14 protein-coding genes are annotated in these 17721 nt (G+C 48.7%); 12 read left to right on the forward strand and 2 right to left on the reverse strand.

Annotated features, from left to right (window positions below; all coding sequences use genetic code 11):
• Positions 1-24: 24 nt before the first annotated feature.
• Positions 25-882, reverse strand: a complete 858-nt coding sequence (gene focA, locus ACM615_RS15665; RefSeq protein WP_112287343.1) for a formate transporter FocA — start codon at positions 880-882, stop codon at positions 25-27.
• 501 nt (positions 883-1383) lie between these two features.
• Positions 1384-3147, reverse strand: a complete 1764-nt coding sequence (ycaO, locus tag ACM615_RS15670; protein WP_120161212.1) for a 30S ribosomal protein S12 methylthiotransferase accessory factor YcaO — start codon at positions 3145-3147, stop codon at positions 1384-1386.
• Positions 3148-3307: 160 nt separating this feature from the next.
• Between ycaO and ACM615_RS15675 the strand changes: the two genes are divergently transcribed.
• The 12 genes from ACM615_RS15675 to ACM615_RS15730 all read left to right on the forward strand — a co-directional run bounded on the left by ACM615_RS15675 (position 3308) and on the right by ACM615_RS15730 (position 17369).
• Positions 3308-3997, forward strand: coding sequence for a DUF421 domain-containing protein (locus ACM615_RS15675; RefSeq protein WP_129637989.1), 690 nt, complete (start codon positions 3308-3310; stop codon positions 3995-3997).
• Positions 3998-4169: 172 nt separating this feature from the next.
• Positions 4170-5255 (forward strand): 3-phosphoserine/phosphohydroxythreonine transaminase, encoded by a 1086-nt coding sequence (serC, locus tag ACM615_RS15680; RefSeq protein ID WP_132965326.1) that lies wholly within the window; start codon positions 4170-4172, stop codon positions 5253-5255.
• Between the two features lie 104 nt (positions 5256-5359).
• The gene (gene aroA, locus ACM615_RS15685; protein WP_159281177.1) at positions 5360-6643 is read left to right on the forward strand and encodes a 3-phosphoshikimate 1-carboxyvinyltransferase; all 1284 of its coding nucleotides are present in this window, start codon (positions 5360-5362) and stop codon (positions 6641-6643) included.
• A 198-nt stretch (positions 6644-6841) separates the two neighbouring features.
• Positions 6842-7540 (forward strand): (d)CMP kinase, encoded by a 699-nt coding sequence (cmk, locus tag ACM615_RS15690; RefSeq protein ID WP_112287348.1) that lies wholly within the window; start codon positions 6842-6844, stop codon positions 7538-7540.
• Between the two features lie 156 nt (positions 7541-7696).
• Positions 7697-9370 (forward strand): 30S ribosomal protein S1, encoded by a 1674-nt coding sequence (gene rpsA / locus ACM615_RS15695; RefSeq protein ID WP_095925166.1) that lies wholly within the window; start codon positions 7697-7699, stop codon positions 9368-9370.
• 60 nt (positions 9371-9430) lie between these two features.
• The gene (gene ihfB / locus ACM615_RS15700; protein ID WP_431012149.1) at positions 9431-9715 is read left to right on the forward strand and encodes an integration host factor subunit beta; all 285 of its coding nucleotides are present in this window, start codon (positions 9431-9433) and stop codon (positions 9713-9715) included.
• A gap of 282 nt (positions 9716-9997) precedes the next feature.
• Positions 9998-12244, forward strand: a complete 2247-nt coding sequence (locus ACM615_RS15705; RefSeq protein WP_431012150.1) for a DNA internalization-related competence protein ComEC/Rec2 — start codon at positions 9998-10000, stop codon at positions 12242-12244.
• A 38-nt stretch (positions 12245-12282) separates the two neighbouring features.
• On the forward strand, positions 12283-14031 hold the full coding sequence (gene msbA / locus ACM615_RS15710) for a lipid A ABC transporter ATP-binding protein/permease MsbA (RefSeq protein ID WP_112287350.1): 1749 nt from the start codon (positions 12283-12285) through the stop codon (positions 14029-14031).
• Positions 14028-15017: a tetraacyldisaccharide 4'-kinase gene (gene lpxK / locus ACM615_RS15715; protein WP_129637991.1), complete on the forward strand. Its 990-nt coding sequence runs from the start codon at positions 14028-14030 to the stop codon at positions 15015-15017. Before msbA ends, lpxK begins: the two co-directional genes overlap by 4 nt.
• Positions 15018-15366: 349 nt before the next feature.
• Positions 15367-15576 carry a transcription antiterminator/RNA stability regulator CspE gene (gene cspE / locus ACM615_RS15720; protein ID WP_013574839.1) on the forward strand — a complete coding sequence of 70 codons (210 nt, stop codon included), beginning with the start codon at positions 15367-15369 and terminating at the stop codon, positions 15574-15576.
• A gap of 260 nt (positions 15577-15836) precedes the next feature.
• Entirely contained in the window at positions 15837-16049 is a 213-nt protein-coding gene (locus ACM615_RS15725) for a cold-shock protein (protein WP_112287352.1), read from the forward strand.
• Between the two features lie 96 nt (positions 16050-16145).
• Positions 16146-17369 (forward strand): winged helix-turn-helix domain-containing protein, encoded by a 1224-nt coding sequence (locus tag ACM615_RS15730; protein ID WP_431012151.1) that lies wholly within the window; start codon positions 16146-16148, stop codon positions 17367-17369.
• Positions 17370-17721 lie beyond the last annotated feature (352 nt).

Raw genomic sequence — 17721 nt, forward strand, 5'->3', positions numbered from 1 at the left:
TCGTAACAAGACTGCCACGTTGTATCAGTGGTGCTTCTCATCGCGAAGATATATAACCCAGTACGTTAACCCTACCAGCAAACCGCCCCCGATGATGTTACCTATGGTCACAGGGATGAGATTGTCGATGATAAAGTTAGAGATGTTCAGTTCTGCGAATTGTGCCGGTGTTGCCCCGACAGCCTGCCAGAATTCTGGTGTCGCAAAGTTTTTCACTACGATGCCTAAAGGGATCATGAACATGTTGGCAATGCTGTGTTCAAAGCCGCTGGCGACGAACATACCTACTGGCAAAATCATGGCGAACATTTTGTCCATCAAGCTACGGCCGGAGTAACTCATCCATACCGCCAGACAAACCATCAGGTTAGCGAGGATCCCAAGACATACGGCTTCGATAAATGTGTGATGCATTTTATGGTCAGCGGTTTGCAAGACATTAAGGCCCCACAAGCCATTATCGACCATGTATTCACCGGAGAACCAAATCAGAGCCACAAAGAACAGGCAGCCAATCAGGTTACCAAAATAGACATTGACCCAATTGCGTGCCAATTGCCCCCAGGTGATACGCCCGCTGGCTTTTGCAATCACGATAAGCACAGTGGAAGTAAACAGGTCGGCGCCACACACTACGACCAGCATCAGACCCAGTGAGAAGCAGATGCCCCCGACGAGTTTTGCAAGACCATAAGGTACGGTTCCGGTGCCTGTGGTGGCGGTGATATAAAAAGCAAAAGCAATAGAAATAAAGACGCCAGCAGTAATGGCTAAAAAGAATGTTTTTAACGGCTGTTTGGTGGCTTTATAAACGCCGGCATCTTCAGCAACTTTTGCTGTAGCGGCGGGTAAAATGAGATCGAAGGGGTTGTCAGCTTTCACATTAACTCTCTTATTCAGGGCTATGCACTGCGCAACGAGATACTAGCAAAGCAGTATAACGTAAAAATTGACGTGGATCATACGAGGCGGTTTTTGGTGGTTTTCGGCGTACTACTGAAGGGGTGGTTTTGGTGTTAACTCATTGAAAATACTGATATAAAAACATTTTAATTTTTGCAAATAAAGTTGAGGGTGCTCAAAATTATTTTTACTTTCGGGTTAATAATAAGGCTTTAATGTTAATTAATATCACTATTTTTAGTCTGTAAATTTCACTTTGATTTAACCCATAAAAAAATGCATAAAAATAAGTGTCATATTTTTGTCGTAAAAACGCCAAAAGCACATTATTTCGCGCGGAATTACACGTCATTTTAATGGCTGAGTCAAACCTTTGCGGACAAAGAGAGCAGCACATGCGCAGGATCTGCATTGAATGTATAAACAAAAAAGCCAGCAGGAAATCCCGCTGGCTTTAATCAATTCATCATGTCCGTTCGATTACGCTTTCGACCAGTGACGACGTTTTGCGACTTGCAGTTTTTCGTATGCGCCAAGCAGCGCCTGGTGGGCTGGTAATGCTTTAAGTTCAGGATCAACAGCAAACAGGCTATGGAAACGAACTTCACCGCTGATAGCTGCAGAAGCATCTTCAACCGCTTTCTGACCGTACATTTTCACGAAGGCGTTGTAGTACTGTGCGGGTTCGCGATCTTCTTCCAGAGACAGCTGCAGCAGAGTTTGCAGACAACGGTAGTAGTTGTTGCGCTCATCGCTGTAGACAGAAGAGTTGAACTCATGCGCCCATTCAGCCCAGGTCAGCGCCTGATCCAAATCACCACCGGCCAGTGCCAGCATAGATTTCAGCTCACCGACACGCAGCGTGTACCAGCCGTTGTCTTTGCCGCTGGCAATGCCCAGCAGTTCACGCACGCGGGTGAAGTCATCCAGACCTTCATCATCGAGCTGGGTGATCATCTCAAGATAGGTTTCTTTTGGCAGGTCACTGTCCGGCAACGCCAGCAGTTGGTCACGCAGATGCGCACCCATGCTGTTGTTTGCCAGCAGCAGATCTTCTGCAGGATAGATGTCGGACATGCCCGGAACGATAATGCGGCAGGCATACACGTCCAGATGTTCGTAATCAGCGATATACACTTCAGCATCTTCTTTATCGAAGATAGCCATCAGTGTGGCGAATTCTTCTTCAGTGGTGCCGCTGAAGCTCCAGTCTGCAAACGGATAGTCTGCGTCCTGCTTGAACATATCCCACGAAATCAGACCGCTTGAATCGATGAAGTGGGTTTCAAGGTTGGCGTGCTCGGCCACTTCTTCGTCATCGAAGGTCGGTGCAGTGAAGACATCCAGATCTTTCAGGCTGCGGCCCTGCAACAGCTCAGTGACGGTACGTTCCAGTGCCACGCCGAAATCCGGGTGCGCACCAAAGGAAGCGAAACAGGTGCCGTTGGCCGGGTTGAAAAGAACCACACAAATAACCGGATAATTGCCGCCCAGAGAGGCGTCATAAGAAAGAATAGGGAAACCTTCTTCTTCCAGTTTGGCGATGGCTTCAACCACACCCGGATAGCGCGCCAGAACCTCAGCAGGAATTTCTGGCAGGCTGATGGATTCAGCAATGATGCGGTTTTTGACGTAACGCTCGAAGACTTCGGACAGACCCTGAACGCGCGCTTCATTAGCGGTGTTACCCGCGGACATCCCGTTGGAAACGTACAGGTTGCCGATGATGTTCATCGGAATATAAACGGTTTGCAGATCTGACTGACGGGTAAACGGCAGGGCGCAGATACCACGATCAGGATTGCCGGATTGCAGGTCGATCAGATCACTGGCAACCAGTTCTTTCTCAGCGTCATAAAAATCGTGCAGGCGTTCATCCAGAATGCCAGCTGGCAGGCTGTCATCTTCCGGCAGCGGGAACCACTTCTCATTCGGATAGTGGACGAAATCGCCATTGGCGATGTCTTTGCCAAGATAGAAATCCGCGAAGAAATAGTTGGTCGACAGACGTTCAAAATATTCACCCAGAGCAGAAGCCAGAGCGGCTTTTTTGCTGGCGCCTTTACCGTTGGTGAAGCACAGCGGGCAGTCGCGGTCGCGAATGTGCACTGACCAGACGTGGGGAACCGGATTCAGCCAAGAAGCTTCTTCGATATTAAAGCCGAGATCGGTGAGTTTTTGTTGGAAGCGGGAAATGGAGTCTTCCAGCGCCGCGTCTTTACCAGGAATAAAAGTTTGCGTCATTGAGTTCACTTTTGAGCGTGCTAAAAACGCGCAATGATACGGGGTTTTACGTATTAGCTCCATGTATTCGTGTTAAGAATGTAATCGCGTTGTAACGCGCTAAGCTTGTCTGTAAATCCGCGGTCCGTAAGCCGCTGTTTTCACTTCCCGTGAGGCATCTATGCAGGCTTTTGATATCAAACGTATGACACTGGATAAGTTCCCTCTGGAGTATCTGGGAGAGGTAACATTCCGCTGTTTTTTCATCTTTGTAGTGGTGTTTATATTTCTGAAACTCACCGGACGTCGCGGGGTCAACCAGCTTTCTTTATTTGAAGTGGTGATTATTCTGACGCTGGGCTCTGCGGCCGGTGACGTCACTTTCTATGATGATGTACCTTTGCTGCCGGTGTTTGCGGTCTTCTTTTCCATCCTTCTGCTTTACCGTCTTTCTACCTGGCTGATGGATAAAAGCCGCCATTTTCAGAACTGGATGGAAGGCAAACCGCTAATCATTATTCGCGACGGTATGTTCGAGTGGGAAACCATGGCGAGGGAAAATATTACCAAAGGCGAGTTTTATATGGAGTTGCGCCAAAAAGGTGTCGAACATCTCGGACAGGTCCGGCTGGCTTTTCTGGAAGCCAATGGCGGCCTGAGCGTTTACTTCCGTCAGGATGACGATGTGGAGCCGGGGTTGCCGGTTTTACCCGAAGATTATATCGATATCGAAACCCTGATGGTGACCAGCGGGCTTTATGCCTGCCATCGGTGCAGCCTGATTAAGTCATTCAAAGTAGGGGAAAAAGCCAGCTGTCCGCGGTGTCAGAATATCACCTGGGTGAGGGCACTAAGCACTGTGCGAGTGTGAACATATAATCCTGTTAAATCAGCTTTCCAGGGAGTAAATAACCTTGTGACGCAGATCTCAACGCGCTTTATCAGGTCATGAGGAATAACCGTTACAGATGGCTTGTTTCCAATGATAAAACCGGTAAATTAAAGGCAACTATGTGGCTGTCTCAGAGAAGTGGTGAGGGGAAATGACTCAGGTTTATAATTTTAGTGCAGGTCCGGCAATGATCCCGGCTGAAGTGTTGCGTCGTGCGGAACAGGAACTTTGTAACTGGCACGGACTGGGTACCTCGGTGATGGAAATCAGTCACCGCAGTAAGGAGTTTATCCAGGTTGCTGAAGAGTCCGAAAAGGATATCCGTGATCTGCTGAATATTCCCTCGAACTACAAAGTGCTCTTTTGCCACGGTGGCGCACGCGCGCAATTTGCTGCTGTCCCAATGAACCTGCTGGGTGATAAATCCTCAGCCGATTATATTGATGGTGGTTACTGGGCTCACAGCGCAGTCAACGAAGCGAAAAAATATTGCACACCGAATGTTATTGATGTCACGACGACCGTTGACGGTAAACGTGGCATTCTGCCAATGAATGAATGGAAGCTGAATGCAGATTCTGCCTACGTTCATTACTGCCCAAATGAAACTATCGATGGTATCGCTATCGACGAAATGCCTGATTTTGGTGACAAAATCGTCGTTGCGGATTACTCATCCTGCATTCTCTCCCGCCCGATTGATGTCAGCCGTTTTGGTGTGATTTATGCCGGCGCACAGAAAAACATCGGTCCTGCCGGCCTGACACTGGTTATCGTTCGCGAAGACTTGCTGGGTAAAGCGCGCACTGAATTGCCTTCCATTCTTGATTATACCGTGCTGGCTGAGAACGACTCTATGTTCAATACCCCGCCGACCTTCGCGTGGTATTTATCAGGCATGGTATTCAAGTGGCTGAAAGAGCAAGGTGGTCTGCGTGAAATGGAAAAACGCAACCGCGCGAAAGCCGAACTGTTGTATGGTGCTATCGACCGTACCGGTTTCTACCGTAATCCGGTCGCTGCGGAAAACCGTTCGTGGATGAACGTTCCTTTCCAGATGGCTGATGCTTCTCTGGACAAACTGTTCCTTGAGCAGGCGCAGGAAGCCGGTCTGCAGGCATTGAAAGGCCACCGTGTGGCTGGTGGTATGCGTGCATCTATTTATAATGCGATGCCGATTGAAGGCGTGAAAGCACTGACCGACTTCATGGCAGAGTTTGAAAAACGCCACGGCTAAGCGTGCTGGCTTTCGGGCCCGCAGAATGCTTAAGTAAGTAGCCTTAAAAATGACCCCGGCTCAATGTCCGGGGTCATTTTATGAAAAGAAGAATTGGAGAAAGAGTGGAATCCCTGACATTACAACCCGTTGCGCTGGTTAACGGCAGCATCAATTTACCTGGCTCAAAAAGTGTTTCCAACCGCGCACTTTTACTGGCTGCTTTTGCACAGGGCACTACCCGCCTGACTAACCTGCTCGACAGCGACGATGTTCGCCATATGCTCACCGCACTGACGCAATTGGGCGTTACGCATCGTTTATCGGCGGATCGTACCGAATGCGAAATTGATGGTCTGGGCCACGCTTTTTCCAACGCTAAAGGTCTGGAACTTTTTCTGGGCAATGCGGGCACCGCAATGCGTCCGCTGGCTGCGGCGTTATGTCTGGGCGAACAAGATGTCGTGCTGACCGGCGAGCCGCGTATGAAAGAGCGTCCGATCGGTCATCTGGTGGATGCACTTTGTCAGGGTGGCGCGCAGATTGATTATCTGGAGCAGGAAAATTATCCGCCGCTGCGTCTGCGCGGTGGTTTTAGTGGTGGCGACGTCAGTGTTGATGGCAGCGTTTCCAGCCAGTTCCTGACTGCGCTGTTAATGACAGCTCCGCTGGCAGACAACGACACGACGATTCAGATTAAAGGTGATCTGGTTTCCAAACCTTATATCGACATCACCCTTAACCTGATGAAAACATTCGGTATTGAAGTGGAAAACCACCAGTATCAGAAATTCAGCATCAAAGGTCGTCAGCAATATGTGTCCCCGGGTTCTTATCTGGTCGAAGGCGATGCGTCTTCCGCGTCCTATTTCCTGGCCGCAGCTGCGATCAAAGGCGGCACGGTTCGCGTGACCGGTATCGGCAAAAACAGTATGCAGGGCGATATTCGTTTTGCCGATGTGCTGGAAAAAATGGGCGCAACCATTCACTGGGCTGATGACTACATTGAATGTACCCGTGGGGAGCTGAAAGGCATCGACATGGACATGAACCATATTCCAGATGCTGCGATGACCATTGCTACCGCCGCATTGTTTGCCGAAGGCCCGACGACGCTGCGTAATATCTATAACTGGCGCGTTAAAGAAACCGATCGTCTGGCGGCAATGGCGACAGAATTGCGTAAAGTCGGTGCGACGGTCGAAGAGGGCGAAGATTATATTCGCGTTGAACCGCCTAAATCGCTGAAGTTTGCTGAGATCGGAACCTATAATGATCACCGTATGGCGATGTGTTTCTCGCTGGTGGCGTTATCGGATACGCCGGTGACTATTCTGGACCCGAAATGCACGGCGAAAACATTCCCGGACTATTTTGAACGTCTGGCAGGAATCAGCACTCTGGCATAGTCTTTCACTGTGAATGCCACTGAGCGAACGGACATCACACGATGTCCGTTTTTTTGTTTTCAGGCTCAGAACCGTCCGCTTTTTAGGCAACTGAAAAATGTGGGGTAACAGTTGTCGTAAAGGCAGCGTATAATGCCGCTCCTGAATTAGTCCTGTGAGACTAATGAAGCGGGTATACCCCACCGAAAGGAGACAAAAATGACGGCTTTAGCCCCGGTAATCACCGTTGATGGGCCAAGTGGTGCAGGTAAAGGTACGTTGTGCAAGGCACTGGCCGAAGCCTTTAACTGGCATCTGCTCGATTCCGGCGCGATTTACCGCGTATTAGCGCTGGCGGCTTTGCATCATCAGGTTGATATTGTCTCAGAAGAGGCGCTCGTTCCGCTTGCCGCACATCTCGATGTTCGTTTTGTGGCCCAGGATGGGCAGTTACACGTTATTTTAGAAGGTGAGGATGTTACCAACGAAATCCGCACCGAAACCGTTGGGAATACGGCGTCTCAGGCGGCGGCATTTCCCCGCGTTCGTGAAGCATTATTGCGCCGGCAGCGCGCATTCCGCGATACACCGGGTCTGATTGCCGATGGTCGCGATATGGGCACCGTGGTTTTCCCTGATGCCCCTGTAAAGATATTTCTGGATGCCAGTTCCGAAGAGCGTGCAAACAGAAGAATGCTACAGTTGCAGGAAAAAGGCTTTAGTGTTAACTTTGAACGGCTTTTAGCCGAGATCAAAGAACGCGATGATCGTGATCGTAATAGATCTATTGCGCCTTTAGTGGCTGCTTCCGATGCGTTATTGCTGGATTCAACCAGCATGTCCATCGACGAAGTCATCGAAAAAGCGCTGGCTTATGCCACAGAAATTCTAGGATTGCCGCAAAAACAAACCCGGTAATCGAGCCGTAATCTGGTGCTGAAGAATATTCAGTGCCAGTTTTGGCTATAGTTTTTTTTAACCTCGCCGCAAGGATCTGTAGCGGGGCATTTGAAACAACCCCATCCAGCAGGAAGCCAGATGGACGTTAAACTTAAGAACCTAAAGATTATCAACATGACTGAATCTTTTGCTCAACTCTTTGAAGAATCCTTAAAAACAATCGAAACCCGTCCTGGTTCCATCGTTCGTGGTGTTGTTGTGTCAATCGACAAAGATATCGTACTGGTTGACGCCGGTCTGAAATCTGAGTCTGCAATCCCGGCAGAACAATTCAAAAACGCACAGGGCGAACTGGAAATCCAGGTTGGCGACGAAGTTGATGTTGCGCTGGACGCTGTTGAAGACGGCTTCGGTGAAACTCTGCTGTCCCGTGAAAAAGCTAAACGTCATGAAGCTTGGATCACGCTGGAAAAAGCTTACGAAGAATCTGCAACTGTTACCGGTGTTATCAACGGTAAAGTTAAAGGCGGTTTCACTGTTGAGCTGAACGGTATCCGTGCGTTCCTGCCAGGTTCACTGGTAGACGTTCGTCCTGTTCGCGACACGCTGCATCTCGAAGGCAAAGATCTTGAGTTCAAAGTCATCAAACTGGACCAGAAACGCAACAACGTTGTTGTTTCCCGTCGTGCAGTAATTGAGTCTGAGAACAGCGCAGAGCGCGATCAGCTGCTGGAAAACCTGCAGGAAGGCATGGAAGTTAAAGGTATCGTTAAGAACCTCACTGACTACGGTGCATTCGTTGATCTGGGCGGCGTTGACGGCCTGCTGCACATCACTGACATGGCCTGGAAACGCGTTAAGCACCCAAGCGAAATCGTTAATGTCGGCGATGAAATCACTGTTAAAGTCCTTAAATTCGACCGCGAACGTACCCGTGTGTCACTGGGTCTGAAACAACTGGGCGAAGATCCATGGGTCGCTATCGCTAAACGTTACCCAGAAGGTACTAAACTGACTGGTCGCGTTACCAACCTGACTGATTACGGCTGCTTCGTAGAAATCGAAGAAGGCGTTGAAGGTCTGGTTCACGTTTCTGAAATGGATTGGACTAACAAAAATATCCACCCATCTAAAGTTGTTAACGTGGGCGATGTTGTTGAAGTTATGGTTCTGGATATCGACGAAGAACGTCGTCGCATCTCCCTGGGCCTGAAACAATGCAAAAACAACCCATGGCAGCAATTCGCAGAGACCCACAACAAGAACGACCGTGTTGAAGGTAAAATCAAGTCAATCACTGACTTCGGTATCTTCATTGGTCTGGACGGCGGCATCGACGGCCTGGTTCACCTGTCTGACATCTCCTGGAACGTTGCAGGCGAAGAAGCAGTACGTGAATACAAAAAAGGCGACGAAATCGCAGCTGTGGTCCTGCAAGTTGACGCAGAACGTGAACGTATCTCCCTGGGCGTGAAACAACTGGCTGAAGATCCATTCAATAACTACCTGTCTGTTAACAAGAAAGGTACTATTGTTACTGGTAAAGTCACAGCAGTTGACGCCAAAGGTGCTACAGTTGAATTAGCTGGTGGCGTAGAAGGTTACCTGCGCGCTTCAGAAGCTTCTCGCGACCGTATTGAAGACGCAACTCTGGTTCTGAGCGTTGGTGATGAAGTTGAAGCTAAATTCACCGGTGTTGATCGTAAGAACCGCGTAGTAAGCCTGTCCGTCCGTGCTAAGGACGAAGCAGACGAGAAAGATGCAATCGCTGTTGTTAACAACAAACCAGACGAAAGCAACTTCTCTAACGCTATGGCTGAAGCGTTCAAAGCGGCAAAAGGCGAGTAATGACGGGGGGCAACTCTGTTGCCCCGAAACGGTAGTTTAGCTGCAAAGCTTGGAGGTACTATGACCAAGTCTGAACTTATTGAAAGACTTGCTGGCCAGCACTCTCATATCCCGGCGAAAGCTGTTGAGGATGCAGTGAAAGAGATGCTTGAGCATATGGCTGCAACCTTGGCTGATGGTGAACGCATCGAAATCCGTGGGTTTGGCAGTTTTTCTCTTCACTACCGTGCTCCGCGTGTTGGGCGCAACCCTAAAACGGGTGATAAAGTTGAGCTGGACGGCAAGTACGTTCCTCACTTTAAACCAGGTAAAGAGTTGCGTGAGCGCGCGAATATTTATGGTTAAGGCTTTGGCCTGAACATAAATGTCTGCCTATAGCGAACGTAAACGGTACCCTTCGGGGTGCCGTTTTTTTTGCTTTAATTACTGATAATTAACCCTTCATAACCCGTCTCCCTTCGATATTTTGCGTAATGTCCCGCATTGATTCTGTCTTCTGCTTGTTCATCATTCGCCTGAAAATCATACTCCGGTACGGAAAGCTACCGAAGGTATTGGTGGTTAAACGGAAGGGCGTAAAAAATAAAAATCTCAACGGATGAGGCAGCGGCAGCCGTCATAACCGGCATGTTGCCACTGATATTTCTCCCACAAATACCTTCTGCGGGTGTTCTTACGGCTTTATGTGGTCTCGCCTGGTATTTAGCCGGGGGAAAGCAAAAAGTATTAAGGATATCTGCGCTCGCATTGCTCAGTTTTAGCTGGGGGGCTTTTCAGGGAGGGATCCTGATACAGCAGATAAATACATTTCAGGGAGCGTCCAGAAACGTGACAGCAACTCTGCAAACTATCAATCTTGGGAATGCCAGTGAACAATCTCAGTATTTCAAAATTGAAAATTTTGAAGGCCAGAGAATCTTCCCACCTCTTATGTTCAGGACAAAGTGGCGTGAGGGAGGGGAAAGTCTGCAGGCCGGTCAGCGCTGGCAGTTGAAGGTCAGCTTGCGTCCTGTTCATAGCCTGCTCAACGAAGGCGGTTTTGACGCACAACGTTGGGCCCTTTCTCAGCATGCTCCTATGACCGCGACAATCCGCAGTGCAGTGTTGCTTGATAATAACAGCACCTTTCGTCAGCAATTTATCAAGCGGGTACAGCAGGGGATGCCGCAGCTGGAAAATACGCCAGTGTTAGTGGCATTGGCTTTTGGGGAGAAAGGGCTGATTCAGGGACCGGAAAAACTTTTGTTGCAGAGAACCGGGATCGCGCATCTGGTGGCTATATCAGGGCTGCATATTGGTATTGCCGCCTTGTTTGGCTGGTGGCTGGCGCGTGGTCTGCAATTTTATCTGCCGGTAAGAATGATTGACTATCGCTTCCCGTTAATAGTGAGTGGGGCATTTATGCTGACCTATGCCTGGCTGTCGGGTGGGAATGCACCGGCTATGCGAGCTGCTCTGGCGGTATCAATGTGGCTGACACTTCGTTTTTTTCGCATCCGTTGTCATCCATGGCAGATTTGGCTGTGGGGAGTGGCTCTGCTACTGCTTTTAGACCCCATGAATCTTCTGTCAGACAGCTTTTGGTTATCCTGTTTTGCCGTGGCCTCGCTGGTGTTTTGGTTCCAATGGGCGCCACTTCCAGCACGTTTCCACCATGCCTGGTATTGGTCATTCTTGCGCTGGGGTCACTTACAGACTGGCATGACACTTCTTCTTTTACCGATACAAATTACTATTTTTCAGGGAGTTAATGCTTATTCTTTTTTGGCTAATATGTGGGCGGTGCCGGTTGTTTCACTGATCACGGTGCCTTTAGTTTTGTTGTCCTTACTCACAAATTTGCTGCCAGCGGGCTGGCTGATTAATGCGAAAATTATTGTCTGGCAACTCGCTGATTCATCGCTGAGTCTGGCCATGTGGGGGGTAAAACCTTTTGCCGCGGGCTGGACTCCGCTTGGTGAGTCGTTTCTGGTGTTAAGCTTTTTGGGGTGGCTAATAATTATTTGCTGGCGCCTCATTCCTGTTAAACACTCTTTTTCACTTGTGCTTTCTTTGCTTGCTCTTTCCGTGACCTGGTTTCTCAGGTTTCCGCCGGAAAGGTGGCGGATCGATATGCTGGATGTCGGTCATGGTCTTTCAGTCCTCATCAGCAGAAACGGAAAAGGGATTCTGTATGACACCGGTAACAGATGGGAAGGGGGGTCAGCTGCTGAGCAGAATATTATTCCGTTCCTGAACCGACGAAATATTCAGCTTGAGCAGATAATTATCAGTCACAACGACATGGATCACCGTGGCGGGCTGGAGTCCCTACAAACCCGGTATCCCGATGCCCGGCTTCGGGAAAACTCAATATCGGCGCAGAGCCATTTGGGATGCATTGCTGGCGAGCAATGGCGCTGGCAAGGGCTGATGTTCAACGTGCTGTGGCCTGAGCGGCAGGTTGCTGATGCGGGAAACAACGAAAGTTGCGTCATCCGCGTCAGTGAAGGGGCATTTAGTTTGCTGCTGACGGGAGATATTGAAGCGGAAACAGAAAAGGCTCTCATCATGAAATGGCGTCAGGGTTTACAGGCGACAGTGTTACAGGTACCCCACCATGGAAGCAATACATCGTCGACTCCGCCCTTCCTGAGAACGGTTAAACCTGTTAGTTCACTCGCTTCTGCTTCCCGTTTCAATAAATGGCATCTGCCTGCGCATAAAGTTGTTAGCAGATACAACAAAGCGCGCTATGACTGGCATTCGACGTCTGAATCAGGCCAGTTGAGCCTGTTCGTTTATGATGATTATTGGACAATTAAAGGCTTACGCGAGCAATTAATCCCACGTTGGTATCACCGTCAGTTTGGAGTATCAGTAGATAATGAGTAGAATAGACCGCTATTTCTTTCGATGCTGGTTGATATTGCATGATGAACGATAAAGATCTCTCCACATGGCAGACATTCCGCCGTTTGTGGCCGATGATCACACCTTTTAAAGCCGGGCTTATCGCTGCGGCTATTGCTCTGGTCGCTAACGCCGCCAGTGATACTTTCATGCTGTCCTTGCTGAAGCCGCTGCTGGATGACGGTTTTGGTAAAGCTGACCGCTCAATTCTTCTCTGGATGCCACTGGTCGTTATCGGCCTGATGGTCGTTCGTGGCATCAGTGGCTACATTTCCAGCTACTGCATTTCATGGGTGTCGGGCAAAGTGGTGATGCATATGCGCCGCCGTCTGTTCGGCCATATGATGAGAATGCCGGTCGCTTTCTTTGACCAGCAATCTACCGGTACCTTGCTTTCGCGCATTACCTATGATTCAGAACAGGTCGCGTCCTCCTCCTCCAGTGCGTTGGTGACAGTCGTACGTGAAGGCGCGTCGATCATTGGTCTGTTTATCATGATGTTCTATTACAGCTGGCAGCTGTCGGTGATCCTGTTAGTGATTGCGCCGATTGTTTCTGTTGTTATTCGTGTGGTGTCTAAGCGCTTCCGTAATATCAGTAAGACGATGCAAAACACGATGGGGCAGGTAACAACCAGCGCCGAGCAGATGCTGAAAGGCCATAAAGAAGTGTTGATCTTCGGTGGTCAGAAAGTTGAAACCGCGCGTTTTGATAAAGTCAGTAACCGCATGCGTCAGCAAGGTATGCGTATGGTTTCTGCTTCTTCAATTTCCGACCCGATTATTCAGCTGATCGCTTCTCTGGCTCTGGCCTTCGTGTTGTATGCGGCGAGCTTCCCGTCTGTTATGGAAACGCTCAGCGCAGGTACCATCACTGTCGTGTTCTCTTCCATGATTGCCCTGATGCGTCCGCTGAAATCTCTGACTAACGTCAACTCTCAGTTCCAGCGCGGTATGGCTGCCTGCCAGACTCTGTTCTCCATTCTGGATATGGAACAGGAAAAAGACGAAGGTAAACTGGAAGTTAAACGCGTTAAAGGTAATGTGGAATTCAAAAATGTGACTTTCACTTATCCCGGTCGTGATATTCCCGCACTGCGTAATATTTCCTTCGGCTTGCCAGAAGGAAAAACCGTTGCACTGGTAGGACGTTCCGGTTCCGGTAAATCGACCATCGCGAATTTGCTGACACGCTTCTATGACATTCAGGAAGGTAAAATCCTGATGGATGGACATGATTTGCGTGAATATACCCTGTCGTCATTGCGCGACCAGGTGGCACTGGTTTCCCAGAACGTCCATTTGTTTAACGACACCATTGCCAACAATATCGCCTACGCCCGAACTGATATGTATTCCCGCGAAGAAATCGAGAAAGCGGCCACCATGGCGTATGCGATGGACTTTATCAGTAAAATGGACAAAGGGCTGGACACGGTCATTGGCGAGAATGGCGTTCTGCTTTCAGGCGGTCAGCGTCAGCGTATTGCCATTGCACGTGCCTTGTTACGTGATTCGCCAGTTCTGATACTCGATGAAGCAACCTCTGCGCTGGATACTGAGTCTGAGCGCGCAATCCAGGCTGCGCTGGATGAATTGCAGAAAAACCGTACCTCACTGGTTATCGCTCACCGTTTATCGACTATCGAGAAAGCGGATGAAATCCTGGTTATTGAGGATGGGTGTATCGTGGAACGTGGTTCACACGCGAAACTTCTCGAAGAACGTGGTGTTTACTCACAACTCTACCGGATGCAATTCGGGCAATGATTGATCGCATCTGGTCAGGGAAATCACCGTTATATTTGTTACTCCTTCCGCTGGCCTGGCTTTACGGATTGATCTCAACTCTGATCCGTTTTAGCTATAAAGCGGGGCTGAAAAAAAGCTGGCGGGCTCCGGTGCCCGTCGTGGTGGTCGGGAATCTGACTGCCGGGGGTAACGGCAAAACGCCGGTGGTCATCTGGCTGGTTGAAACGCTGCAACAGCATGGTTTTCGTGTCGGCGTTGTTTCACGCGGGTATGGCGGAAAAGCGGAAAGCTATCCGCTGCTGCTTTGTGAAGAAACTTCAACGGCACAAGCGGGTGATGAGCCAGTGCTGATTTTTCAGAGAACGGGGGCACCGGTTGCGGTGTCTCCGGTTCGCTCTGATGCAGTAAAAGCACTCCTTGCGTCACATGAACTGGACGTGATTATTACCGACGATGGTTTGCAACATTATGCTCTTGCGCGTGATGTTGAAATTGTAGTGGTTGATGGCATAAGGCGCTTCGGCAACGGGCACTGGTTACCGGCGGGACCGATGCGGGAACGTCGTTCACGTTTGCGCTCAGTTGATGCTGTGATAACTAACGGCGGCGCGGCACACTCAGGTGAGTTAGCGATGATCCTGCAGCCTGGAAAAGCTATCAATCTGCTGACCGGTGAGCAGCGTAATCCAACCTCATTACAGAATGTTGTTGCAATGGCTGGCATCGGGCATCCGCCACGCTTTTTTGCGACGCTGAAACAGTTGGACGTGGATGTGCAGAAAGAAGTCGCATTCTCTGATCATCAGCCTTATACGCTGGATAAGCTTTCAGGCGTTGCACAATCCGGGCAAGCTCTTCTGATGACGGAAAAAGACGCGGTAAAATGTCGCTCATTTGCTCAGCCCGACTGGTGGTATCTGCCTGTCGACGCAAAGATTGAAGGAGTTCTGGCCGAGAAATTACTGCAAAAAATCAGCGATCTGATACTGAAAAACATCCGCTGAACGTGGATTTTTCATTAAAATTCACATTCTGATTTAAAATTTACGTAAATATATAATCTCAAGGTGACTGTTTTTAAAGGTTTATATTTAAAATTACTGTTTTCCTGAAAATAATTACGTTAGGTGTCTTGCTATCAGGCAGCACTTATGAGTAAATGCATGCAGCCTGTGTTGCAGCGCTATTTATGTATGAGTGTAGAGTAAAGCAGTTCCTCCCAGACGTTATCTCTTTCCCGATGATTCCGCTTCCAAGACGAACCTTCTAAGTCCTCCCCATAAGTAATTGTCTGAACTATTGGCCAACATTGCCGAATGGCAGGATTTTATATTTAGTAAAAAGGTTTTAAATATGTCTAAGAAAAATGGTCAGGTTAAGTGGTTCAATGAAAGCAAAGGTTTTGGTTTTATTGAGCAAGCTGATGGCGGCAAAGATGTATTCGTACATTTTTCTGCAATCGCAACTGATGGTTTCAAAACTCTGGCTGAAGGCCAGCGTGTAGAATACACCATTCAGGACAGCCCGCGCGGTCCGGCTGCTGCCAACGTTATTGCTCTCTGATAAGAGGCTAACGTGGTGATATAAAACAACGTGAATCGTGATTTATATCAGCAGAATAAAGCCCGCCCCATGGCGGGTTTTTAGTGCGAAGAAGTCAGTTAGGTTTCAATACCTGACAAAAAATATAACAGTAAAAACAATCGTTAAATAATTCGCTCATTAGAGGTTTTTTATAAAAAAATAACTTAGAAATGGGCAAACGCATCCGAACAATAATAAAAAAGTGTGTTCATGGATGCCCAAAATAAAGGATAGAAATTATGATGTTACAAATGGGTTTAGTTAAATGGTACAACCAGGCTAAAGGCTACGGTTTTATTTGTCCGCTTGATGGTTCTTCTGAAATTTATGTTCAGCGCACTTCCATCGCGAACACCGGAAATAAATCACTCAGCGCTGGCCAGAAGGTCGAGTTCACCACTTATCGCAGCGTAGCACATGGCCCTTCCGCGGCTGATGTTATTGCGTTCTGAGTCTGATTTTTGTTGTTCCCCGTTGAGCTGAATTTTACGCTCCGGTAAAAATATGCTATCGGTATCCACAGTTTACTTGCTGCCCTGGATACCGATATGTCTCACCCGGTTATATCTCTCGCTTCAGCCCGCACCCTGCATTTATCTGCGCAAAATCTCTTAAAACCCTTTACCCGAAAACCGTCTGTTGCTGATGTTGTGCAGGCCATCCGTGACATGGGATTGCTGCAAATCGACACTATCAGCGTGGTGGCACGTAGCCCTTATTTGGTTCTCTTCAGTCGCTTAGGTCACTATTCTCCGCAATGGCTGGAAGAAACGCTTTCCGGCGGAAAAATATTTGAATATTGGGCGCATGAAGCCTGTTTTATTCCCAGCGAAGATTACGGATTATTACGCCACCGTATGCTGAATCCGCAGGGAATGGGCTGGAAGTTTTCTCAGGCCTGGTTTGATGAACATCAGTCAGATATACAGGCATTGCTGGGACATATTGCTAAAAACGGTCCCGTACGCTCGGCAGATTTCACCGCAGATAAAAAATCAGCCAGTGGCTGGTGGGACTGGAAGCCTCACAAAAAGCATCTGGAAACGTTGTTCACCTCGGGAAAACTGATGGTATCTGAACGGCGTAACTTCCACCGGGTTTACGACCTGGCCGAACGCGTAATGCCTGACTGGGATGATGCCAGCCAGACCCTTGATCAGGGCGTAGCGGAGTACCAGATGCTGCGTCGCTCGGCGCAATATCTCGGCATCTTCAAACCGGAATGGCTGGCGGACTACTACCGGCTTAAGCGTGTGAATACCAAAGCTGTTATTGCACAACTGCTGGCTGTTAAGGAAATCACACCCGTCGAAGTGACAGGACTTGAGGGTATTTTTTACGTTCATCAGCAACAGTTTTCTTTGTTACAGCAAGCGAAAGAATCACGAATTTGCTCAACCGTCACTACACTGCTTTCACCTTTTGATCCGGTGGTGTGGGATCGCAAACGTGCATCGGTACTGTTTAATTTTGAATACCGGATTGAGTGCTACACGCCGGAGGCAAAACGTCAGTATGGCTATTTCACGCTGCCAATATTACAGCGTGGCGACCTGATTGGGCGTGTGGATGCCAAGATGCATCGTAAAGAAAAAATTCTGGAAGTGAAAAGTCTGCATCTTGAACCGCAGATCACAATGACAGCCCGGCGTGCGCAGGATGTTCACGGTGCAATTACGCGGTTTGCGCAGTGGCAGGGAGCGGAAAGCGTGTTGACTGGAAATGTGCCGGAGACACTGATGGCGCTTTGGGGTACTGACTGGCAGGTTTAATTCGCATAAAAGTCATCCCGCAAAATGAAACGGCTGCGTCAGGCAGCCGTTATTTCACGATGATTGCAGGTGTGACTACAGTCTTATTGACTGAAGTTAGCGAACATTGCGATGATTTTGTTAATGGTTTTCATTTTCGAGCTCTTATTGTGGGGTTGATAGTGTGACTTGCATCACAAAAAAATTGTACTCCCACTACATCTGCAACGCAATCGCTCCATGATGAAATCTTTCATTCACATTGAATTAACTTTTAAGAAATTCCTGCGGGCGAACTGAGGATTAACGGGTAGCAGGGGTTATGCTATCCTCTGGGACCGTTGTCTTATGTATTCCAATGTTTTTTGCGTTA

This window comes from Rahnella sp. PAMC25617 (genome assembly GCF_050606005.1).
In the GTDB taxonomy this organism is placed as follows: domain Bacteria; phylum Pseudomonadota; class Gammaproteobacteria; order Enterobacterales; family Enterobacteriaceae; genus Rahnella; species Rahnella variigena.

What these genes read in the sequence shown, in the direction of transcription:
- ycaO (WP_120161212.1), bottom strand. Translation starts at nt 3,147, where the DNA reads ATGACGCAAACTTTTATTCCTGGTAAAGACGCGGCGCTGGAAGACTCC.
- cmk (WP_112287348.1), top strand. Translation starts at nt 6,842, where the DNA reads ATGACGGCTTTAGCCCCGGTAATCACCGTTGATGGGCCAAGTGGTGCA.
- serC (WP_132965326.1), top strand. Translation starts at nt 4,170, where the DNA reads ATGACTCAGGTTTATAATTTTAGTGCAGGTCCGGCAATGATCCCGGCT.
- ihfB (WP_431012149.1), top strand. Translation starts at nt 9,431, where the DNA reads ATGACCAAGTCTGAACTTATTGAAAGACTTGCTGGCCAGCACTCTCAT.
- cspE (WP_013574839.1), top strand. Translation starts at nt 15,367, where the DNA reads ATGTCTAAGAAAAATGGTCAGGTTAAGTGGTTCAATGAAAGCAAAGGT.
- msbA (WP_112287350.1), top strand. Translation starts at nt 12,283, where the DNA reads ATGATGAACGATAAAGATCTCTCCACATGGCAGACATTCCGCCGTTTG.
- ACM615_RS15675 (WP_129637989.1), top strand. Translation starts at nt 3,308, where the DNA reads ATGCAGGCTTTTGATATCAAACGTATGACACTGGATAAGTTCCCTCTG.
- rpsA (WP_095925166.1), top strand. Translation starts at nt 7,697, where the DNA reads ATGACTGAATCTTTTGCTCAACTCTTTGAAGAATCCTTAAAAACAATC.
- lpxK (WP_129637991.1), top strand. Translation starts at nt 14,028, where the DNA reads ATGATTGATCGCATCTGGTCAGGGAAATCACCGTTATATTTGTTACTC.
- ACM615_RS15705 (WP_431012150.1), top strand. Translation starts at nt 9,998, where the DNA reads ATGTTGCCACTGATATTTCTCCCACAAATACCTTCTGCGGGTGTTCTT.
- ACM615_RS15725 (WP_112287352.1), top strand. Translation starts at nt 15,837, where the DNA reads ATGATGTTACAAATGGGTTTAGTTAAATGGTACAACCAGGCTAAAGGC.
- ACM615_RS15730 (WP_431012151.1), top strand. Translation starts at nt 16,146, where the DNA reads ATGTCTCACCCGGTTATATCTCTCGCTTCAGCCCGCACCCTGCATTTA.